Source organism: Streptomyces sennicomposti, assembly GCF_019890635.1.
Taxonomy (GTDB): domain Bacteria; phylum Actinomycetota; class Actinomycetes; order Streptomycetales; family Streptomycetaceae; genus Streptomyces; species Streptomyces sennicomposti.
On the sequence record NZ_JAIOAB010000004.1, the window covers coordinates 41,085 to 62,358 of the forward strand.

Annotated in this window: 18 protein-coding genes; 9 read left to right on the forward strand and 9 right to left on the reverse strand. The window is 73.6% G+C overall.

Annotated features, from left to right (window positions below; genetic code table 11):
* The first annotated feature begins 26 nt into the window (after nt 1-26).
* Nucleotides 27-431: a DUF5997 family protein gene (locus tag K7787_RS03435; RefSeq protein WP_223000450.1), complete on the forward strand. Its 405-nt coding sequence runs from the start codon at nt 27-29 to the stop codon at nt 429-431.
* A gap of 185 nt (nt 432-616) precedes the next feature.
* Here the strand turns inward: K7787_RS03435 and K7787_RS03440 are convergent, their stop codons facing one another.
* The 4 genes from K7787_RS03440 to K7787_RS03455 are packed head-to-tail and all read right to left on the reverse strand — an operon-like array spanning nt 617 to nt 5,481.
* Complete coding sequence (locus K7787_RS03440; protein ID WP_223000451.1) at nt 617-1,771, reverse strand: XdhC family protein; 1,155 nt, start codon at nt 1,769-1,771, stop codon at nt 617-619.
* Nucleotides 1,764-3,905, reverse strand: coding sequence for a xanthine dehydrogenase family protein molybdopterin-binding subunit (locus K7787_RS03445; RefSeq protein ID WP_223000452.1), 2,142 nt, complete (start codon nt 3,903-3,905; stop codon nt 1,764-1,766). Before K7787_RS03445 ends, K7787_RS03440 begins: the two co-directional genes overlap by 8 nt.
* Nucleotides 3,902-4,894 carry an FAD binding domain-containing protein gene (locus K7787_RS03450; protein ID WP_223000453.1) on the reverse strand — a complete coding sequence of 331 codons (993 nt, stop codon included), beginning with the start codon at nt 4,892-4,894 and terminating at the stop codon, nt 3,902-3,904. Before K7787_RS03450 ends, K7787_RS03445 begins: the two co-directional genes overlap by 4 nt.
* Nucleotides 4,891-5,481 (reverse strand): (2Fe-2S)-binding protein, encoded by a 591-nt coding sequence (locus K7787_RS03455; protein ID WP_019985613.1) that lies wholly within the window; start codon nt 5,479-5,481, stop codon nt 4,891-4,893. Before K7787_RS03455 ends, K7787_RS03450 begins: the two co-directional genes overlap by 4 nt.
* A 282-nt stretch (nt 5,482-5,763) precedes the next feature.
* Here K7787_RS03455 and K7787_RS03460 point away from each other — a divergent pair, with 282 nt between their 5' ends.
* From K7787_RS03460 to K7787_RS03475, 4 genes are all read left to right on the forward strand, one after another.
* A complete protein-coding gene (locus K7787_RS03460; protein ID WP_009187339.1) occupies nt 5,764-6,360 on the forward strand; it encodes a TetR/AcrR family transcriptional regulator in 597 nt (198 codons plus the stop codon).
* A gap of 220 nt (nt 6,361-6,580) precedes the next feature.
* Nucleotides 6,581-7,420 (forward strand): patatin-like phospholipase family protein, encoded by an 840-nt coding sequence (locus K7787_RS03465; protein ID WP_223000454.1) that lies wholly within the window; start codon nt 6,581-6,583, stop codon nt 7,418-7,420.
* Nucleotides 7,421-7,727: 307 nt separating this feature from the next.
* Complete coding sequence (locus K7787_RS03470) at nt 7,728-8,381, forward strand: dienelactone hydrolase family protein (RefSeq protein WP_223000455.1); 654 nt, start codon at nt 7,728-7,730, stop codon at nt 8,379-8,381.
* Nucleotides 8,382-8,427: 46 nt separating this feature from the next.
* Entirely contained in the window at nt 8,428-9,306 is an 879-nt protein-coding gene (locus tag K7787_RS03475) for a universal stress protein (RefSeq protein WP_223000456.1), read from the forward strand.
* 60 nt (nt 9,307-9,366) lie between these two features.
* Here the strand turns inward: K7787_RS03475 and K7787_RS03480 are convergent, their stop codons facing one another.
* Nucleotides 9,367-10,674 carry a glycoside hydrolase family 3 N-terminal domain-containing protein gene (locus K7787_RS03480; protein WP_223000457.1) on the reverse strand — a complete coding sequence of 436 codons (1,308 nt, stop codon included), beginning with the start codon at nt 10,672-10,674 and terminating at the stop codon, nt 9,367-9,369.
* A gap of 143 nt (nt 10,675-10,817) precedes the next feature.
* Nucleotides 10,818-11,240 carry a secondary thiamine-phosphate synthase enzyme YjbQ gene (locus K7787_RS03485; protein ID WP_223000458.1) on the reverse strand — a complete coding sequence of 141 codons (423 nt, stop codon included), beginning with the start codon at nt 11,238-11,240 and terminating at the stop codon, nt 10,818-10,820.
* A gap of 119 nt (nt 11,241-11,359) precedes the next feature.
* Between K7787_RS03485 and K7787_RS03490 the strand changes: the two genes are divergently transcribed.
* Nucleotides 11,360-12,445: an NAD(P)-binding domain-containing protein gene (locus K7787_RS03490; RefSeq protein ID WP_223000545.1), complete on the forward strand. Its 1,086-nt coding sequence runs from the start codon at nt 11,360-11,362 to the stop codon at nt 12,443-12,445.
* Between the two features lie 231 nt (nt 12,446-12,676).
* On the opposite strand, the gene mltG is transcribed toward K7787_RS03490, so the two are convergent.
* Nucleotides 12,677-13,558 (reverse strand): endolytic transglycosylase MltG, encoded by an 882-nt coding sequence (gene mltG, locus K7787_RS03495; protein WP_223000459.1) that lies wholly within the window; start codon nt 13,556-13,558, stop codon nt 12,677-12,679.
* A gap of 43 nt (nt 13,559-13,601) precedes the next feature.
* A complete protein-coding gene (locus K7787_RS03500) occupies nt 13,602-15,404 on the reverse strand; it encodes an ABC transporter ATP-binding protein (protein ID WP_223000460.1) in 1,803 nt (600 codons plus the stop codon).
* Between the two features lie 115 nt (nt 15,405-15,519).
* Here K7787_RS03500 and K7787_RS03505 point away from each other — a divergent pair, with 115 nt between their 5' ends.
* Entirely contained in the window at nt 15,520-15,975 is a 456-nt protein-coding gene (locus K7787_RS03505; protein ID WP_223000461.1) for a MarR family winged helix-turn-helix transcriptional regulator, read from the forward strand.
* 279 nt (nt 15,976-16,254) lie between these two features.
* Here the strand turns inward: K7787_RS03505 and K7787_RS03510 are convergent, their stop codons facing one another.
* The gene (locus K7787_RS03510) at nt 16,255-17,010 is read right to left on the reverse strand and encodes a L,D-transpeptidase family protein (protein ID WP_164387735.1); all 756 of its coding nucleotides are present in this window, start codon (nt 17,008-17,010) and stop codon (nt 16,255-16,257) included.
* A 484-nt stretch (nt 17,011-17,494) separates the two neighbouring features.
* Between K7787_RS03510 and K7787_RS03515 the strand changes: the two genes are divergently transcribed.
* Together K7787_RS03515 and K7787_RS03520 are read left to right on the forward strand one after the other, a co-directional pair.
* Nucleotides 17,495-19,417, forward strand: a complete 1,923-nt coding sequence (locus tag K7787_RS03515) for an ABC transporter transmembrane domain-containing protein (RefSeq protein ID WP_223000462.1) — start codon at nt 17,495-17,497, stop codon at nt 19,415-19,417.
* Nucleotides 19,414-21,195 (forward strand): ABC transporter ATP-binding protein, encoded by a 1,782-nt coding sequence (locus K7787_RS03520; protein ID WP_223000463.1) that lies wholly within the window; start codon nt 19,414-19,416, stop codon nt 21,193-21,195. The genes K7787_RS03515 and K7787_RS03520 overlap by 4 nt, the downstream gene beginning before the upstream one ends.
* The last annotated feature ends 79 nt before the right edge of the window (nt 21,196-21,274 follow it).

The window sequence follows — 21,274 nt, forward strand, 5'->3', positions numbered from 1 at the left end:
CTCCGGCGGTCGATAGTCTGGACACCATGAAGTCGCACCAGACCGCCCAGACCATGAAGGCCGCCACCGCGGCGAAGAAGCTGGGTGTGTACCTCCCCGCCACGCCCGCGGAGTTCCAGCAGGGCGCCGTCTCGCGCGCCGAGCTGAACCAGCTGCAGGCCGACCCGCCCGAGTGGCTGCGGGAACTGCGACGCAACGGCCCCCACCCGCGCCCCGTCGTCGCGGCCAAGCTCGGGGTCTCCATCGCCGGTCTCGCGCGCGGCGGGATCACCGAGGCCCTCACCACGGACCAGATCGAGGCGCTGAAGCAGGAACAGCCCGAGTGGCTGGAGAAGGAGCGGGCCACCCAGGCCGAGGTCCGCAAGGAAGCCGCCCGGCTGAAGGCCCGCGACGCCGAACGCGCCGAGCAGGACGAGGAGCCCCGCTCCTGACCAGCCCTGTTCGTGACGAGCCCCGTCCCTGACCAGCGCCGTCCCTGACGGTCCTGTTCCTGACGTCCTGTTCCTGACGAGTCCTGTTCCTGACCAGCGCGGTTCCTGACGAGGCCCGTTCCCGACGAAGGGGCCGGGCCGGCTCCTGGCACCTGCTGTTCCGCTCGGCCGGCATCCGTACGGTCTCAGGCCGCCCGGGTGCCGGTCCGGTGCCTCACCTCCCGGTGTATCGGCGTGCCGGACCCGGTCAGCGGAACGCCTGTCCCGCCGTGCCGGGCCGCGACGATCTCCGCCGCGATCGACAGCGCGGTCTCCTCCGGCGTGCGGGCGCCGAGGTCGAGGCCGATCGGTGACCGCAGCCGGGCCAGCTCCCGTTCGCCCAGTCCGGCCTCGCGCAGCCGCCGCTCGCGGTCGGCGTGGGTGCGGCGCGAACCCATCGCCCCGACGAACGCGACCGGCATCCGCAGCGCGGCCTCCAGCAGCGGTATGTCGAACTTGGCGTCGTGGGTGAGGACACACAGCGCCGTACGCGTGTCGGTCGCGGTGCGCCGCAGATAGCGGTGCGGCCAGTCGACCACGATCTCGTCGGCGTCCGGGAAGCGGGCCCGGGTGGCGAAGACCGGGCGGGCGTCGCACACGGTCACGTGGTACCCGAGGAACTTGCCCGCCCGCACCAGCGCCGCGGCGAAGTCGACCGCTCCGAAGACGATCATGCGGGGTGGCGGCATGTTCGACTCGACCAGCAACGTCAGTCCGCCCGGGCAGTGCACCCCGTCCTCCGACAACTCCACCGTGCCGGTACGCCCGGCCTCCAGAAGCGCCCGCGCCTCGGCCGCCGCCGCACGGTCCAGGCCTGGGTCTCCGGTCAGGCCCCCATCACGTGATCCCTCGTAGGTCCCGTCCGGCCGGACCAGCAGGGCGGCGCCGACCAGGCCGGCCGGGCCGCGGACGACCCGGGCGAGAGCGGCCGGCTCGCCCCGGACGGCCGCCGACAGCGCCGCCCGGACCACCGGCCGCGCGGGGGACGCCGCGTGGACCGGGGTGACCAGGACGTCGATGGTGCCGCCGCAGGTCAGGCCGACGGCGAAGGCGTCCTCGTCGCTGTAGCCGAACCGTTCGAGGACGGTCTCGCCGTCCTGGAGAGCCCGCAGGCACAGTTCGTAGACCGCTCCCTCCACGCAGCCGCCGGAGACCGAACCGATCGCCGTGCCCGCGCTGTCCACGGCGAGGGCGGCGCCGGGGTCGCGCGGCGCGCTGCCGCCGACGGTCACGACGGTGGCGACGGCGAAGTCCCGGCCCTCCGCCGTCCAGCGGTGCAGTTCAGCGGCGATGTCAAGCATCCGGCGCTCCCGTCACCGCCTGGAGGACGCGGTCGGGGCGGATGGGCAGGTCGCGGTGGCGGACGCCGGTGGCGTGCCAGACCGCGTTGGCGACCGCCGCCGCGGCGCCGACGATGCCGACCTCTCCGATGCCCTTGAGCCCGACCGGGTCGTCCGGATCGGGGTCCGCCACCCAATCGGCCTCGATGTCCGCCACGTCGGCGTTGGTCGCGACGTGGTAGCCCGCCAGGTCGGCGCCGTAGAGGCCGCCGGTGGCGGGGTCGCGGACCGCTTCCTCGTGCAGGGCCATGGAGATGCCCCAGATCATGCCGCCGAGGAGCTGGCTGCGGGCCGTGAGCGGGTTGACGATCCGGCCGGCGGCGAAGATGCCCAGCATCCGGCGCACCCGTACCTCTCCGGTGGTGACGTCCACCGCGACCTCGGCGAACTGCGCCGCGAAGGAATGCCGCTCCTTCTGTGTGAGGGCCTGGAGCGCCTCGGTGGTGTCGGACCGTACGGTGATGCCCTCGGGCGGGATGTCCGCGCCGAGCGCCAGCCGCTCCCTCAGTTCGCTGGCCGCCGCCGTGACCGCCCAGCCCCAGGAGCGGGTGCCCATGGAGCCGCCGGCGATCCACGCGGGTCCGAAGTCGCTGTCGCCGATCCGCACCTGGACCCGGTCGGGGGTGACGTCCAGGGCGTCGGCGGCGAGCAGGGTGAGCGCGGTGCGGGCGCCGGTCCCGATGTCGGCGGCGGCGATCCGCACGGTGAACGTGCCGTCCGCCTCGGCCGTGGCGACCGCCGTGGACGGTGCGGCTCCGGCGGAGAAGGAGCCGGCGGCCGTGCCGGTGCCGATCAGCCAGCGCCCTTCGCGGCGCACTCTGGGGCGCGGGTCCCGGTCCGCCCAGCCGAACCGGCGGGCGCCCTCCTCGAAGCAGGCGCGAAGGTTGCGGCTGCTGAAGGGCAGGCCGGAGACGGGGCCGCGCTCCGGTTCGTTGCGCAGGCGCAGTTCGATGGGGTCCAGACCGCACTTCTCGGCGAGTTCGTCGAACGCCGACTCCAGGGCGAAGGAGCCCGGGGCCTCGCCGGGGGCGCGCATGAACGTCGGGGTCGGCACGTCCAGCCGTACCACGCGGTTGGCGGTGTGGTGGGCCTCGGCGCCGTACATCACCCGGGCCGGGCCCGCCGCGGGTTCGACGAAGTCGAACACGGTGGAGGTGGCGTTGACGGCGCTGTGCTCCAGGGCGCGCAGTCGTCCGTCGGCGCTCGCGCCGAGCCGGACCCGCTGGATGGTGGGGCTGCGGTAGCCGGTGAGCGAGAACATCTGGCGGCGGGTCAGGACGACGCGGACCGGGCGGCCCACGGCGGTCGCGGCCATCACCGCGGCGACCTGGTGCGCGCGCACTCCCTTGCTGCCGAAGCCGCCGCCGACGTGTTCCGAGCGCACCCGCACGGCGTCCGGGGCGAGGGAGAACAGCTTCGCCAGCTCGTTGCCCACCCAGGTGGCGCCCTGGTTGGAGTCGATGACTTCGAGTCGGCCGTCGTCCCACAGGGCGGTCGCCGCGTGCGGCTCCATCATGCTGTGGTGTTCTTCGGGGGTGGTGTACTCGGCGTCCAGGACGATGTCGGAGGCGGCGAGTTCGGCTTCCAGGTCGCCCTTCTCCGTCACCGCCGGCATGAACCCGTCCACCGGGCGGACGTCCGGGCGGGTGGCGGAGAACGCCACGTCGTGCGGCTCCCGTTCGTAGTGGACGGCCAGCGCCTCGGCGGCCTCCCTCGCCTGTTCGGGGGTCTCGGCGACGATCAGCGCCACGGGCCAGCCGAGGTGGGGCACCCGGACGTGCTGGAAGACGGTCCAGGTGGGGTCCGGCGGGGTGCCCAGCGTGCCGATGTAGTCGGTGTTCAGGCGCGGTGCGTTGCCGTGGTGCAGGACGGTGATCACGCCGGGCATCCGCAGGACGGACTCGACGTCGAGGGAGAGGATGCGGCCACGGGCGACGGTGGACACGGCGAGCCAGCCGTGGGCGAGGTCGGCGAAGGGGATCTCGCCCGCGTACCGGGCCGTTCCGGTGACCTTCTCGTAGCCCTCGATCCGGGTGTGGGCCGTCCCCGTCGAGCGCTTCGGGGTGGTGGGCGTCCCGGTCGTCGTGGTGGTCATCGGGCGGCCTCCTCGGCGAGTTCGGTCAGGACGGCCACGATGAGATTGCGCATCAGGGTCACCTTGTATCCGTTGTGGGGCAGCGGCCGGGCGGCGGCGAGTTCGGCGTCCGCGGCGGCGGCGAAGGTCGCGCCGTCGGCCGGTGCTCCGGCCAGCACCCGTTCGGCCGCGCGGGCCCGCCACGGCCGGGAGGCGACCGCTCCCAGGGCCAGGCGCGCCTCGCGCACGACGCCGTCCTGTACGTCGAGCGCGGCGGCGACGGAGCCGATCGCGAACGCGTAGGAGGCGCGCTCGCGCACCTTGCGGTAGCGGGAGCGGGCGGCGACGGGAGCGGGCGGCAGGGTGACGCCGGTGATCAGGGCGCCCGCCGGCAGGGCCGTCTCGAGGTGCGGGGTGTCGCCGACCGGCAGGTAGAAGTCGGCGAGGGGCAGTTCGCCGGGGCCGCCGGGGGTCTCGTAGGCGACGGCGGCGTCGAAGGCGGTCAGTGCGACGCCCATGTCGGAGGGGTGGACGGCCACGCAGTGCTCGGAGGCGCCGAGGACGGCGTGGTTGTGGTGCTCGCCCTGGATCGCGGGGCAGCCGCTGCCGGGGAGGCGTTTGTTGCACGGCTGGGTGACGTCGGTGAAGTAGTCGCAGCGGGTGCGCTGGAGCAGATTGCCGCCGACGGTGGCCATGTTGCGCAGCTGGCCGGAGGCCCCGGCCAGCACCGCCTGTGTCAGCGCCGGATAGCGTCGGCGCACTTCGGGGTGGACGGCGAGGTCGCTGTTGGTGACGGTCGCTCCGATGCGCAGGCCGCCGTCCGCGGTGGGCTCGATCCCGTCGAGCGGGAGTTCCCGCACGTCGACGAGGCGGGCGGGCCGTTCGACGCCGGTCTTCATCAGATCGACGAGGTTGGTTCCGCCGCCGAGGAAGCGGGCGTCCGGGTCGGCGCCGAGCAGGGCGAGGGCGCCCGCGACGTCGTACGCCCTCTGATAGCCGAACTCCCTCATGCCGCGGCCTCCCGGTCTGCTGTGGTCGTCTTCTCACCGGCCGGCGCGGTGCGCGCCCCGGCCGCCCGGGCGACTGCCTGGGTGATCGCGACGTAGGCGCCGCAGCGGCACAGGTTGCCGCTCATCCGCTCCCGGATCTCGTCGGGGGTCAGGGGCGGCGGGCCCGCTTCGGGACGTACGTCGTCGGTGGCGGCGCTCGGCCAGCCGGCCGCGTGCTCCTCGATCACGGCGATGGCGGAACAGATCTGTCCCGGGGTGCAGTAGCCGCACTGGTAGCCGTCGAGGTCGAGGAAGGCCTGCTGCACCGGATGCAGTCGCTCGCCCTCGGCGACGCCCTCGATGGTGGTGATCTCACGGCCCTCCGCCGCCACCGCGAACTGCAGGCAGGCCACGGTACGGCGGCCGTCGACCAGCACGGTGCAGGCGCCGCACTGCCCCTGGTCGCAGCCCTTCTTGGTGCCGGTGAGATCCAGTCGCTCCCGCAGAGCGTCCAGCAGGGTGGTGCGGTGATCGACGGACAGCGCGTGCTTCTCGCCGTTGACGTTCAAAGTGATGCCGCTGTGCGTGGGCGACGGAACCGGGTCCATGATCAGCTTCTTTCGCGTATCCGGAAGTGCGCCGGAGGGAGACCGCCGGCGGACGGACGATTCGGAAGACAAGCGGAGTAGGTGAGTCGAAGAACCGAGGAAGAAGAACCGAGGAATTGGGGTCAAAGAGCCTGGCGACTGATGGGGCACCGCAGATGGCGCGAAAGCGCTGCCCGCCACTATGGTGGTGCGAAACGGACAACTGTCCGCTATTTGAAAACTAGCGGACAGTTGTCCGCTTAGCAAGACCGGGTGAGCCATCGCCACCCGCAAGGAGGACGAGTGCGGCAGGAGAAGAACGCACCCAAGCGCTCGGACGCGCAGCGCAACCGCGAGAGCATCCTGGAGGCGGCGGTGGCGGAACTGACCCGCTGCGCGGACGCCCCGCTCAGCCTCATCGCCAAGAGGGCCGGGGTGGGACAGGGCACCTTTTACCGTAACTTCCCCAGCCGCGAGGCACTCGTCCTGGAGATCTACCGCCACGAGGTCCAGCAGGTCGCCGACAGCGCGGTCCAGTTGCTGGCGAGCCTGGAGCCCGACCGGGCACTGCGGGAGTGGATGGACCGGCTGGCCCGGTTCGCCATGACCAAGGCGGGCCTGGCGGACGCGATCCGCCAGGCCACCAGCGCCCCCGGCGGCCCGGCGAAACCGGGGAACAGACCCGTGACCGAGGCGGCCGAACTCCTGCTCCGGGCGGGCGAGGCGGCCGGCACCGTACGGCCGGGCGTGACCGGGGACGACTTCCTCCTCGCCATCGCCGGCATCTGGCAACTGGACCCGCACGGCGACTGGCAGCCGCGCGCCGCACGCCTGCTGGACCTCGTCATGGACGGTCTGCGCGCCGGAGCCCCCGCGGCCCGCACGGCCCGGTCGAACTGAGAGCCCGCCGCCCGGCCCGACCGGCCCGCACCGACTGAGCATCGACGGCCCGACCGGCAGGCCTGGCGGGACCGGCAGGACGGACGGGACCGCCAGGACGGATGGGACCGGCCGAGGGCCTGCGGCCGGTCCCGTCCCCGACCGACCGACCGACTAGGGTTCAGCCGAACACGCAAATGATCGAACACGCAGACGATGCAGATGTGTTGAGGGGGCGGACATGACCGAGGCGTTGGTGCTGGGCGGGGGCGGTGTCGGGGGCATCGCCTGGATCACCGGGCTGCTGGCGGGGCTCGCCGACAAGGGGCAGGACGTGACGGGCGCCGACCTGATCGTCGGCACCTCCGCGGGGTCGGCCGTCGCGGCCCAGCTGGGCAGCGGACTGTCGCTCGAGGAGCTGTACGCCCGGCAGGCCGAGCCCTCGTCGCAGACCGCCGAGATCATGGCGGAGCTGGACCTGGAGGCCTTCGCGGCGCAGCTCGGCGCCGCGCTGGCGAGCGGTGACGGACCGCAGCTGCGGCGGGCCGTCGGGGAACTGGCGCTGCGCGCCGAGACCGTGCCGGAGGCGGAGCGGCGGGCGGTGATCGAGTCGCGGCTGCCGCGGGACGCATGGCCGACGCGCCGGCTGCGGATCGTGGCGGTGGACGCCGGGAGCGGCGAGGCCCGGGTGTTCGACGACACCTCGGGCGTGAGTCTGGTCGACGCGGTCGCCGCGAGCTGCGCGGTCCCGGGCGTCTGGCCGCCCGTGACCATCGGGGGCCGCCGGTACGTCGACGGCGGCGTCCGGTCCATGGCCAACGCCGACTTCGCCGCCGGCGCCTCGCGCGTCCTGGTGATCGTGCCGATGGGCACGGTGGAACCGTTCCCGAGCGAGACGCCGCTGGAGCGGACCCTCGCGGACCTGCGCGCCCAGGGCGCCGAGGTCGCGGTGATCGAACCGGACGAGGCGTCGAAGGCCGCGATCGGCACGAACCCGCTGGACCCGGCCACGCGCACACCGGCCGCCGAGGCGGGGCGTGCGCAGGGGCGCGCGCTGACGATCGAGTGGGCGCGCGGCTGACAGCGTGCGCCGGGCGGCCGGCGTGCGCCTCCGCGGGGGCGCCGCCGGCCGCTTAACGGACCGGCCGGCGTGGCCGGACTCGGGCCGAACGGGTGAACGGGCCCCGCGTGCTTCAGCGCGTCCCTGCCCGACCGGTGCGGCGGGCGGACCGGCAGCGCCGTACGGCCCGAGTTTCCGCACGCGCCCGGCGGTCCGGGCGATCCGGCTGCCGTCCGGACGGGTACCCGGCGAGCGGCGGAGTGCTTCCGCAGGGAGCATGGAGCCGAGCGACCCGGGAGTGATGCCCATGTTGTCCGATACGGTGTCGATGCCCGCCGACCGTGTGACGCTCGAGGGCGACCTCTCCGTTCCGGAGTCCGCCGAGGCGGTGGTGCTGATCCCGCACGACGTCGACACGTCCCGCCGGGACCCGCACAGCCAGGCGATCGCCACCCGCCTGCGCGCGGCCGGATGGGGGACCCTGCTGGTGGATCTCCTCAGCGAGCGGGAGGACCGCGGGGGCACGGAGCGCGGGGAACAGGTCTTCGACGCGGGGCTGCTGGCCCGCCGCCTGGTGGCCGCCGTCGACTGGGTCGGGGCGCAGCCCGACACCCGGACGCTGTCGATCGTCCTGTTCGGGTGCGGGACCCAGGCGGCCAGTGTGCTCGAAGCCGCCGCGGAGCTGCCGGACCGGGTGCTGACGGTGGTGCTGTGGGGCGGACTGCCCGATCCGACGGCCGACACGGTCCGGCGCCTGCGGGTGCCGGTGCTGTTCGTCGCGGGCGGCCGGGAACCGGGCGTGCTGCGGCTGACCGAGAAGGCGGCCCGGCGGCTGCACGCTCCGCACGAGGTGCGCGTGGTGCCCGAGGCCACGCATCTCTTCCAGGGCACGGACGTGCTCGACCAGGTCACCGCCATCGCCGATGAGTGGTGCGCCGAGCGTCTGCGGGCCGCGCGGACGGCCGCCCGGCCGGGGCGGTGACTCCCTTCGGCGCCCACGATCCAGCGTCTACGGTCTTGGAGGAACGATGACTGACGAGCACCGTGGCCCGGTCCTCGTGGCGATCGACGACACGGCGCACTCCTGGCTCGCCGTGGAGTGGGCGGCCGCGGAAGCGGCGCTGCACGGACTGACGTTGCGGCTCGTCCACTCGGTGGGCCCCGGCCCCGAGATCGGGTACGACGAGACCGGCGCCGGCCTCACCGAGCAGGTGTTCGAGGCGGTCACCGGCATGCTGGAGGATGCCAGGAGCCGGATCGCCGCCGCCCATCCCCACCTGCCGGTCGACACCGTCCTCGTCCACGGCCGTCCGGCGGAGGCCGTCCTGGACGCGGCAGCGGGCGCGGACGCCGAGGTCGTCGTCCTCGGCACCCGTGGCCGCGGCGGCTTCGCCGGACTGCTGCTGGGCTCGGTGAGCATGAAGGTGGCCGCGCACGCGGACCGGCCCGTCGTCGTCGCCCGGGGCCAGGTGGAACGGGCCGTGGGCGACGACATCGCGGTCGGCGTCCGCGACGAGCGCGACGAGGCGGCCGTACGGTTCGCCCTCGCCGAGGGGGGCGTGCGCCGGGCCACGGTGCGCCTGGTGCACGCCTGGTCGCCGCTGCGCGAGGCCGGGCTCATGGTGCCGCAGGTGGGTCATGTGGACGAGGAGCAGCGCAGCCATGCCGAGCTGCTGAACCGGGTCGCCCGTGCCGCCGCCGAGGGCTTCCCCGAGGTGCGGGTGGTCACCGAGCTGGCCGTGGCGTCGTCGCCGGCCTCCGCGCTGGTGGACGCCTCCAAGGAGGCCGGCCTCGTGGTGCTGCCGCGCCATCCGGCCGAGGGCGGCCTCGGTCTGCCCCTGGGCACGGTGACGCACGCCGTGCTGCACCACGCGAACTGCCCGGTCGCCATCGTGCCGGTGCGGTAGGGCGTTCGCAGGCCGGGCCGGTCGCTCGTGGGCGACCGGCCCGGCCTGCGAACGGATCCGTCAACCGCAGTCGAGCAGACCCGCGGCGCGCTTGGCGTCGAGTATCCGGCGCACGCTGTTGTCGACCTTGGCCCGGAACGAGGCGTCCTGGCCCATCTTGGCCTGGAGGGCGCGGGTCATCGCCGGTACGGTGCTCGGCTGCACCGTGAGGATCATGTCCCCGCCCGCCGCGACGAAGTTCACGGCCCGCTGGGCGGGTGTGAAGGACCGCACGGCGACCGCGTTGCCGAGGTCGTCCGAGATGACCACGCCCTTGAAGCCGAGCTGCCCGCGCAGCAGGTGGTCGACGACCGTCGGCGAGAAGGCCGCCAGATGCTTGGGGTCGATCTTGGTGTAGGTGGCCGACGAGATCATCACGAAGGGCGCCCCGGCCTTCACCCCGGCCCGGAAGGGCGCGAGATCGGGGCTGTCGGCGGTCGTCACCGAGTCCACGACCCCGGCGGTGGTGTCGGTGTTTCCGATCACGTGCCCCAGCCCGGGGAAGTGCTTGAACGTGGTCAGCACGCCGGTCTGCGCGAAGCCGGCGGCGAAGGCGCCGGTGTGGGAGGTCACGGTGGCCGGGGTGTGGCCGTACTCCCGCTGGAAGGAGCCGATGGGGATGTTGCGGGCGCCCAGGGAGGCGGGGACCACGTCGGCGACCGGAGCGAGATTGAGATTCACCCCGGCGGACTTGAGCTCCTTGGCCCATCCGGCGGCCCGGGCGCGCAGGGTCGCGGTCGACCAGCTGCCCTGGGTCAGTCCGCTCGGCATGGCCGAGAAGCCGGGGCCGTTGAGCACCTGCACCCGGCCGCCCTCCTGGTCGGTGGAGACGAGGAGGCCGACCTGACGTCCGTTCACCCGGTCCGCCTGGCCCCGGAAGCCGTCGACGGCCTTCCTGGTCGCCGCCGTGCCCGCGGTGCTGCGGCCGGTCAGCATGACGGACCCGACGTGGTTGTCGCGCAGAACGCGCAGCTGGGCCTGGTCGGGGTGGGCCGCGGAGACGCCGCCCATGACCAGCTGGCCGGCCCGCTGGGCGGTGGTCATACCGGACAGGTAGCGGTCGGTGCAGGTGGCGGTGGGCTTCGACGCGGCGGCGGTCGTGGTGGCCGGTGCGGCGTCGGCGCTCGTACGGCCCGGCGGCGCGCTGGTGGCGCCCGGTTCCTGTACGCCATGGCTGGCAGCGGCGGATCGGGATGATGCGGCAGTCGCCCCGGGGCTGTCGGATGCGCCGCAGCCGGTGACGGCGAGCGCCAGAGTGATCAGTGAGACTCCGGTGCGCGCGGCGGTGCGACGGCGGTTCTTGGGCTGCTGCCGGACGCGTATCGTCATGCTTCTTCTCCCGGCGTGGACGAGTCGAGCCGCTTCTGGCCGCGTGCTGCGAAGCCGCTTCCGTCACAGCCGGCCCGGCTTGGTACGTCCATCACACCGTACGTTGTCGGGCATTTGTTCGCCTCTCGGCTCCCGTCCGTCGGTCAGGCCAGGAAGCTCAGCCGCACCTTCCGGTCGGGGTTGTCTTTGTTGGTGTCGACCAGGCACACCGACTGCCAGGTGCCCAGTTCCAGACGGCCGCCGAGGACCGGGAGCGTGGCGTGCGGCGGGACGATGGCGGGCAGGACGTGGTCGCGGCCGTGGCCGGGGCTGGCGTGGCGGTGCTGCCAGCGGTCGTCCGCGGGCAGCAGGGTGTGCAGGGCGGCGAGGAGGTCGTCGTCGCTGCCGGAACCCGTCTCGATGATCGCGATCCCGGCGGTCGCGTGCGGCACGAACACGTTCAGCAGGCCGTCCCTGCCGTCGGCGGCCTCCCGCAGGAAGGCCTCGCAGTCGCGGGTCAGGTCGACGACCGTCTCCCGCGATCCGGACGCGATGTTCAGCACTCGGGTGGTGAAGGCGTGTGACATGCCCCCATCCTCACCGATCGGCGGGGAAGATCCACGCCCGCGGCGCGGTTGACAGCCGCGTGGACGCTATGAGCGAGGTCGGTGTGGGCGTGGGCGGCGGGCGCGAGGTCGATGCGCCTGTGGACGGCGGGCGCGAGGTCGGCGTGGTCGTCGTGGGGGCCGGGCAGGCCGGGCTGTCGAGCGCCTACCACCTGCGGCGCGCCGGTCTCCGGCCGGACCGCGACTTCGTCGTGCTCGACCACTCCCCCGGTGCGGGCGGCGCCTGGCAGTTCCGGTGGCCGTCGCTGACGTACGGCAAGGTGCACGGGATGCACTCGCTGCCGGGGATGGAACTGACGGACGCCGATCCCGCGCGGCCGTCGGCGGACGTGATCGCCGGGTACTTCGCCGAGTACGAACGCGCCTTCGATCTGCGGGTGCGGCGGCCGGTGGACGTGCGTGCCGTACGGGACGGGGCCGGCGGGCGGCTGCTCGTGGAGACCTCGGCCGGCGTGTGGTCGGCGCGGGCGCTGATCAACGCGACCGGCACCTGGGACCGGCCGTTCTGGCCACGCGTTCCCGGGCAGGAGACCTTCCGCGGGCGGCAACTGCACACGGCGCAGTACGCGGGGCCCGAGGAGTTCGCCGGGCAGCGGGTGGTCGTGGTCGGCGCAGGCGCGTCCGGCACCCAGCACCTGCTGGAACTCGCGCCGTACGCGGCGGCCACCACCTGGGTGACCAGGCGCCCGCCGGTCTTCCGCGAGGGACCGTTCGACGAGGAGGCGGGCCGGGCCGCGGTCGCCCTCGTGGACGAGCGGGTGCGCGGGGGGCTGCCGCCGAGGAGTGTCGTGTCGGTCACCGGGCTGCCGCTGAACGACGCGATCCGGCGCGGCGTGGCGGACGGCGTCCTGGACCGGCAGCCGATGCTCGACCGGATCACTCCGGACGGCGTGGCGTGGCGGGACGGACGGCGGGTCGCCGCCGACGTGATCCTCTGGGCGACCGGGTTCCGGGCCGCGCTCGGCCATCTGGCGCCGCTGGGCCTGCGCGAGCCGGGCGGCGGCATCCGCGTCGACGGCACGCGCGTGCTGGCCGACCCCCGGGTCCACCTCGTGGGCTACGGCCCGTCGGCGAGCACGATCGGCGCGAACCGGGCCGGCCGCGCGGCCGTCCGCGACGTCCGCCGGCTGCTGGCCGAGGACCCGGCCGGCGCGGCGGCGGCCTGAGCGCACCGGACCGGGGCGCGGGGCGGAACGCACGACCCGGGCCGCCGGTGTCCGGTCGCGGCCGGGCCGCCGGTGTCCGGTGGCGGCCCGAGGCCACCAGGCCGAGGTGCGGAGGCCGGCGCACGGCTGAGGCGTCGGCATCCGGTGGCGGGCGGCCCTGGCCGCTCGGGGCCGTCGGCGTTCACCCGAGACGGCCGGTGGGCCGTCGCGAGGACTGGGGACTGCGGTGCGTCACTTCGACGGCTCGGGGCTGGGGGTCCGCTGTGCGGCCCGGCTCCGCTGTGCGGCCAGGCTCTGCTGCAGGGCGTTGAACTCGGCGACGTTGCGCTCGTGCTCGGCGTAGTCGGCGGTGAAGCGCGTGTCGCCGGGCTTGACGGTGACGAAGTACAGCCAGTCGCCCGGGGCCGGGTTGAGCGCGGCGTGCATCGCGTCCTCGCCAGGGTTGTCGATGGGGGTCGGCGGCAGGCCCATCCGCTGGTAGGAGTTGTACGGACTGTCCAGCCGGGTGTCGGCCGCGGTCGTGCGGACGGTGGTGCGGCCCAGGGCGTAGTGCAGGGTGGAGTCCATCTGCAGCGGCATCCCGCGCTCCAGCCGGTTGAACACCACGCGCGCCACCTTCGCCATGTCCGCCTTCGTCGCGGACTCGGCCTGGACGATGCTCGCGACGGTGACCGCCTGATAGAGGTTCATGTAGTCGCGTTGCGCGCCCGCCGCGACCGGCGCCGCGGAGAACTTCTTGTTGGCGGTGTCCACCATGGCGGCCAACAGCGACTGCGGGGTCGCCTTGTCGTCGAGGGGATATGTCGCCGGGTAGAGGTAGCCCTCCGGGTTGCCCTCGGCGGTGTCGGGCAGCTTGAGGCCGGCCTTGGCCGCCGCCTGCTTGGTGCTGCCCGCGGGCAGGGCGAGGGCCTTGTCCACGGCGGCGTAGACCTGTCCGGCCCGCCAGCCCTCGGGGATGACGAGGGTGCGCGGGCGCGCGGGTTTGTCGCTGTCGAGGGTCAGCAGCGGCACCGCCACGGCGGTGCCGGCCAGGACGGCCCCGGACACGACGAGGGCCAGCCGGCCCCGGCGCGTCAGCTTGATGGTGTTCCGTGACGGAATGTTCGTCTGCATGCGGGCACGGTAACTCCCATACGCTCATAAACCTGGCATATCGTCAGCTTGTCGGTTCCAGTTGGGCGTCCCGGCGGACCAGTGCCGCATAGCGCCCGTCGAGTTCCAGCAGTTCCTCGTGGGTGCCGCGTTCGGCCACCCGTCCGGAGTCCAGGACGACGATCTGGTCGGCGCCGCGGACGGTGGAGAGCCGGTGGGCGATGGTGAGGGTGGTCCGGTCGGCCGACAACGCGTCGATGGCCTCCTGCACGGCCGCCTCCGTACGGGTGTCCAGGGCGCTGGTCGCCTCGTCGAGGAGGAGCACCGGCGGGTCACGCAGAATGGTCCGGGCGATTGCCAGGCGCTGCTTCTCACCACCGGAGAACCGGTGTCCGCGCTCGCCGACGACGGTGTCGTAGCCGTCGGGCAGCGCCGCGATGTGGTCGTGTATCTGGGCCGCCCGGGCGGCCGCCACCAGTTCCTCGTCGGTGGCGTCGGGCTTGGCGAAGCGCAGGTTCTCGGCGACCGAGGCGTGGAAGAGGTACGTCTCCTGGGAGACCACGCCGACCGCGCGGGCGAGGGTGTCGAAGTCCAGGTCGCGCACGTCGACCCCGTCGAGGGTGACCCGGCCGCCGGTCACGTCGTAGAGCCGGGGCACCAGGCAGCCGAGCGTGGACTTGCCGGCGCCGGTGGGGCCGACGACCGCGAGGCTGCTGCCGGCCGGGACGGTGATGTCGATGCCGTCCAGGATGGGGGCGCCCTTGCCGTCGTAGCGGAAGCTGACGTCCTCGAAGCGGATCTCGCCCTTGATCCTCTCCAGCCGGACGGGCTGTTCGCGCTCGGTGATGTCGATCGGCAGGTCGAGGTACTCGAAGATGCGCTGGAACAGGGCGAGCGAGGTCTGGATCTGCACCCCGGTCGACAGCAGGCTCACCGCGGGCCGGAACAGGCCCTGCTGGAGCGAGACGAAGGCGACGATCGTGCCGATGGAGACCTCCGGGCCGCCGAACTGGAGGGCGATTCCCGCGGTCCAGTAGATGACGGCGGGCATGGCGGCCATCACGATGGTGATCACGGCCATGCGCCAGCGCCCGGCCATGTTCGACCGCACCTCGAGGTCGACCAGGCCTTCGGACTCGGCGGCGAAGGACGCGGTCAGCGAGTCGGACCGGCCCATCGTGCGGCCGAGGAGAATGCCGCTGACGGAGAGCGACTCGGTGACGGTCGCCGCCATGGCGGCCATCTGCTTCTGCCGCTGGGTGGTGATCTTCTTGCGCTCGTTGCCGACGCGGCGGCTGATCCACACGAACACCGGGAGCAGGAGCAGCGAGACGACGGTCAGGCGCCAGTCGAGGGCGACCATCGCGACGATCGTGGCGACCACGCTGGTCAGGTTGGAGACCAGCGAGGTGGCGGTGGAGGTGACGGTGGCCTGCATGCCGCCGATGTCGTTGGCGATGCGCGACTGCACCTCGCCGGTGCGGGTGCGGGTGAAGAAGGCGAGCGACATGCGCTGCAGCCGGCCGTAGACGGCGGTGCGCAGGTCGTGCATGACGCGCTGGCCGACGGTCGTGGAGATCAGCGTCTGCAGGACGCCGAAGACGCTGGACAGGACGGCGCTGAGGATCATGCCCGCGGCGAGCAGGCTGAGCAGGCCGGTGCGGCCCTGCGGGATCGCGACGTCGAGCGTCTCCCTGAGCAGGAAGGGCGTGGCGACGGAGACCAGCGAGGAGGCTCCGACGAGCAGGCCGACGACGGCGAGGCGGCTGCGGTAGGGGCGGAACAGCCTCAGGATGCGCCGGACCTGCCGCGGCTGCTCCTTCGCGTCGGCGGGCGGGGTCCAGGAAGGTTGACGGTCGGGGTGCATGGGCTCCTACGAGGGGTGCGGGCGCCGTCCGGACAGCGCGGACGACGATGATTCACGGACTCTAGCTCATTGTTACCTATGCTCACAATGAACATGGTCCTGATATTGTTCCCGCATGAGCGACCCCGACGCCGACGGCCTCCTCGCCGAGCAGCTGCTCCGGCTCACCCGCCGGCTGCACCGCATCCAGAAGCGCCATCTGGAGGAGCACGCCCTGGGCATCACGCCGGCGCAGTCCCGGCTGCTGCGCACGCTGGCGCACTTCGGCGAGCCGCCGCGCATGGCGGATCTCGCCGAGGCCCTGGAGGTCGTGCCCCGCGCGGTCACGACACTGGTGGACGCCCTGGAGGCGGGCGGCAAGGTGCGCCGGGTCCCCGACCCGGCCAGCCGGCGGGTGATCCGCGTCGAACTCACCGACGACGGCCGCGGCGCACTGCGCCGGCTGCGCGGCGCCCGCCGGGCCGCCGCGGAGGAGATCCTGGCGCCTCTGACGGCCGAGCAGCGCGAGGCGCTCGGCGGACTCCTGGACACACTGGTGGGTACGGAGCCCGCACGGGAGCGTCGCTGCTGATCGCGGTGCTCGCGGGGCCGGGCCCCTGAGCCGCGGTGGCCGCGCGGGCCTCACTGCCGAGTCATAGCGCCTGCGGGGGCGTCACCGCTGAGTCACGCCCCTCGGTTCGGGCCACGCCGCTGAATCATGGCCGTCGGTTCGGGCCGCGCGGCCGAGTCACGGCTGCCGGCCCGTGCCTCGCCGCTGAGTCACGGGGGCGGGAAGGCGGGCGGTGCGGGACTCGGCTCCCGCGTCACGGCCGTCCGTGCCGGGAGCGCCGCCCGGTTCGCGCCCGGGAGGTCATGCCCGGAGGTTGACCTTGTCCCCCATCACCACCACGGGCTTGTCCTTGGGGTTCAGCGTGCGCAGCAGGTACTCCATCGCCGTCTCCGGAACGCTGACGCAGCCCAACGTGCCGTCGCCGTGGTCCAGATGCAGCCAGATGCCGCCGCCCTTGCTCTGCCCGAGGGGCCGGGTCGGGTCGTCGGGACGGGTGCCCCGCAGCCGGTTGTAGTCGATGGCGATCACGTAGTCGAAGTCGTGCCAGTGCGCCTCGTCCCAGTAGTACGGGGAGGCGAAGGCGTCCTCGTCCTGGGTGTACGGCAGCCGGGTGCCCGGGTCGTCGAGAATGCCGCCGGCGTCGGAGAGCGTGTACACGCCGACCGGGCTGCGCTCGTCGCCCTCGTGATGGTCGGTGGTCCAGCCGCGCTTGCCGTTGTGCGCGGGCCAGCTGCCGCTGCGCTGCCATGTCGTTCCCCGCTTCTCGTAGAGGACGAGCGTCGAGTCCGGGGAGTTCTCGCCGTCGCCGTAGACCGTCACGATCTGACGGGTGTCCGCCGGGATGCGCTGCCACAGCCGGTCACCGACACCGGGGACGTGGACCGGCTTCACGGTCGGACTCGGACTGGGTCGGGCGGTTCCCGAAGGACCGCCGGGTCTGGGCAGTTCCCGGTGCCGGACCTCTGCCCGCGTGTCACCGCACGCGGCCAGCGCCGTCAGAAGGAAACCGCAGGCCGCCACCGCGGCTGTCGCACGCCTTACACCACCTTTTCGCATGACCCCATGGTGGACACGCCGGACTCGGGTGATCTAGTCGAGATTGGACCAAATAGCCTTATCCGCTGCTTTTTGACTCTTTTGAAGTATGTCGTTCAGGCACTGAGGAGGGCTCACCTGCTAGGCGTGCCCACCGGACGGGAGGGCGCTCCGGCGCGGGCGCGTACTGCGGCGCAGGGGTGTGCGGGGCGCGGGCGGCACGTGCGCCGGCGCGGGTCGGCGACCACACCTGACGCCCCGTTCGAGCAGGGGCGTCCTGCGGGCCCGGGCAGGGCTGTCTCGCAGGTCCGGGCAGGGACGCCGTGCGGGTCCGGGCAGGGGGCGCCGTGCGGGGGCGGGCACGAGCGCCGCATGGCCGGCCCGGGTCCCTCGGCCCGGAAAACCGCTTGCTTTCCGCGACTGTGCGAAGCGAGGCTGTCACGGCTTGCCGCCGCCTTCTGCGGCCCGGCCCCCTTCCGCCCCTGACACGAGCCACTGGGACGTCATGCAGATTCAAGACCTTCCGTATCCCGACCCGGGCGTGCCCGACGCGCGCTCGGGTCCCCGATTCCTGTGGTGGCTGGGGCGGAACCAGCTCGGCGGCCAGCTGAAGGCACTGGCCTGGGGACTGCTGCACTTCGCCGCGGTCTCCGCCCTGCCCTTCTGCGTCGGCCTCGCCGTCCAGGCGGTCGTCGACCGCTCCGGCAAGCGCCTCGCCCTGACGGGGGGTCTGCTGTTGCTGGCCAGCGCCTGCAGCGCCCTCGGGGACGCCTTCCTGCACCGCGCCGCGGTCACCAACTGGATCACCGCGGCCGCCCGCGTCCAGCAGCTCCTCGCCCGCAAGGCGGCTCGGCTGGGCTCCGCCCTGACCCGGCGGGTCGCCGCCGGTGAGGTGGTGGCCGTCTCCACGGGTGACGTCGAGAAGATCGGCTGGTTCGTGGAGGCGGTGTCCCGGTTCACCGCCGCGGCCGTCACCATCGTGCTGGTCTGCGTCGCCCTCGTCGTCTACCAGCCGGCGCTCGGCGTCATCGTCGCCGTGGGACTGCCGGCGCTGGCGCTCGCGGTGCTGCCCCTGCTGCCCCGGGCCACCCGGCGCGCCGATCTGCAGCGCGAGAAGGCGGGCCGCGCCACCGAACTGGCTTCGGACACCGTCGCCGGTCTGCGGGTGCTGCGCGGCATCGGCGGCGAGGAACTGTTCCTCGACCGCTACCGCCGCGCCTCCCAGGAGGTACGGCGCGCCGCCGTCCACAGCGCCCGCATGTGGTCCCTGATCTCCGCGATCCAGGTGCTGCTGCCGGGCCTGCTGCTCATCGCCGTCGTCTGCTACGGCGTGCACCTGGCCCGCGAGGGCCGGATCACGGTCGGCGAACTCGTCACCGTCTACAGCTCGGTCATGGTCCTCACCTATCCGCTGCAGCACTTCCAGGAGATCGCCATGGCGTACTCCTTCTCCCGGCCGTCGGCCAAACGGGCCGCGCGGGTGCTGTCGCTGGAGCGCACCACGGGAGCGCAGGAGCCGGGGCAGCCACAGGAGCCGGAGAAAGCGCAGGAGCGGTCGCAGGAGACCACCGCGACCCGGGCGGCCGAGTCCGACGCCCCGTCAGGGGGCCTGTACGACCCGGCGAGCGGGCTGCACGTGCCCGCCGGGCTGCTGACCGCCGTGGTGTGCGGCGATCCCGACGCGGCGGGCCGACTGGCGGACCGGCTCGGCGGCCATCCCGCCGAGGCCCTGCCGGGCGCCTCGGTGCTGCTGGACGGCGCGCCTCTCGACGGACTCCCCCTGGACGCCGCGCGCACAGCGGTCCTGGTGCAGGACAAGGACCCGGTGCTGCTGTCGGGTTCGCTGCGCGAACTGCTCGACGTGCCCGCCTCGGGCGATGTCACCGTGAAGGCGGCGCTGGCGGCGGCGCAGTGCGGTGACGTACTGGACGCGCTCGCGCAGGCGTCGCTGGAGGCCGAGGACCCTATGGACGTCCGGATCACCGAGCGCGGCCGGTCCCTGTCCGGCGGCCAGCGCCAGCGTCTCGCCCTGGCCCGGTCCCTGGTCACCGATCCGGAGGTGCTCGTCCTGGACGAACCCACCTCGGCCGTCGACTCCCACACCGAGGCGCGGATCGCGGAGGGCCTGCGCACACTGCGGGCGGGCCGTACGACGGTCGTCCTCACCTCCTCGCCGCTGCTCCTGGAACGGGCCGACCGGGTGGTGCTCGTCCACGAGGGCGAGGTCGCGGCCGTGGGCGCGCACCGCGAGCTGCTGCGCACCGAGCCGCGGTACCGGTCCGTGGTGACGCGCGAGACGGACGAGGAACGCGCGAGGGTCGAGGCGCCGACCGACGAGGGGGCAGCGCGGTCCGCACCGGCCGCCGCGTCCGCACACGAGGCGGCCGCCCTGCGGGGCGTGCTGGAAGAGATCGAGGAGACCGCATGATCGGCGTGGCCCCGCCCGGCTACGACCCGGCGGCCCCGACGACGGCGAACACGCTGCCCGTCGGAGCCTCCGCCACCGTACGCGCGTACGTGCGTGAACTGCTGCGCCGGCACCGGCGTGCCTTCCTGCTCCTGATCACCGTCAACACGGTGGCCGTGCTGGCCTCCATGGTGGGTCCCTGGCTGCTGGGCGACCTGGTCGAGCGGGTCTCGGACGACGCCCGCGAGCTCCACCTGGGGCTCACCGCCGCGCTGTTCGTGCTCGCGCTGCTTCTCCAGGCCCTGTTCGTGCGTCAGGTGCGGCTGCGCGGCGCGGTGCTCGGCGAGCGGATGCTGGCGGACCTCAGGGAGGACTTCCTCGTGCGGTCGGTCGGCCTGCCGCCGGGTGTGGTGGAGCGGGCGGGCACCGGCGATCTGCTGTCCCGCATCACCACGGACATCGACCGGCTCGCCAACGCGATGCGCGAGGCCGTGCCGCAGCTGGCGATCGGCGTGGTGTGGGCGGCGCTGCTGCTGGGCGGTCTGGTCGTCGCCGCGCCGCCGCTCGCGGCGGCCGTGCTGCTCGCGCTGCCGCTGCTGGTGGCCGGCTGCCGCTGGTACTTCCGCAGGGCGCCGTCCGCCTACCGCTCGGAGGCCGCGGGCTACGCCGCCGTGGCCGCCGCGCTCGCCGAGACCGTCGACGCGGGCCGCACCGTGGAGGCGCACCGTCTCGGCGACCGCCGGATCGCCCTGTCGGAGCGACGGATCCGGGAGTGGACCGCGTGGGAGCGGTACACATTGTGGCTGCGGTCGGTGCTGATCCCGGTCATCAACCTCACCCATATGACGGTCCTCGCCTCGGTGCTGATGGTCGGCGGTGTGTTCGTCCTGCACGGCTGGGTGGGGGTCGGGCAGCTCACCACGGGCGCGCTCATCGCGCAGATGCTCGTCGACCCGGTGGGCCTGATCCTGCGCTGGTACGACGAGTTGCAGGTGGCGCAGGTGTCGCTGGCCCGGCTGGTGGGCGTCCGCGACATCGAGCCGGACGCCGGGGACCCCTCGATCGCTCCGGACGGCCGGGACGTGCGCGCGGACGAGGTGCGCTTCGGCTACCGCGAGGGCGTCGACGTCCTGCGCGAGGTCTCCCTGCGGGTGGCCCCGGGCACCCGGCTGGCCCTCGTCGGCCCCTCGGGCGCCGGCAAGTCCACCCTGGGGCGGCTGCTCGCCGGGATCTACGCGCCCCGGGCCGGCCAGGTCACCCTGGGCGGCGCCGAGCTGTCCCGGATGCCCACCGAGAAGGTCCGCTCCCATGTGGCCCTGGTCAACCAGGAGCACCACGTTTTCGTGGGCACCCTGCGCGACAACCTCCTGCTGGCCCGCGCCGACGCCGGCGACACGGAGCTGTGGTCCGCGCTGAGCGCGGTCGACGCCGACGACTGGGCCCGGGCCCTCGACAAGCAGCTCGACACCGAGGTCGGCTCGGGCGGGCTCGCGCTCACGCCCGCTCAGGCGCAGCAGATCGCGCTGGCCCGGCTGGTGCTGGCCGATCCGCACACACTGGTGCTGGACGAGGCGACCTCGCTCCTCGACCCGCGCGCGGCCCGGCATCTGGAACGATCGCTGGCCCGGGTCCTGGACGGCCGCACGGTCGTGGCCATCGCCCACCGGCTGCACACCGCCCACGACGCGGATCTCATCGCCGTGGTCGAGAACGGCCGGATCAGCGAACTGGGCGGTCACGACGAGCTGGTCGCGGCTAACGGTGCGTACGCGGCGCTGTGGCGGTCCTGGCACGGCTGACCGGCCGGCCGGGGCGGGTGACGGGCACCGGCCGGGGCCCCGCCGGGCCGGTCCTGCCGCCCCGGGCCGGGTGAGCGGT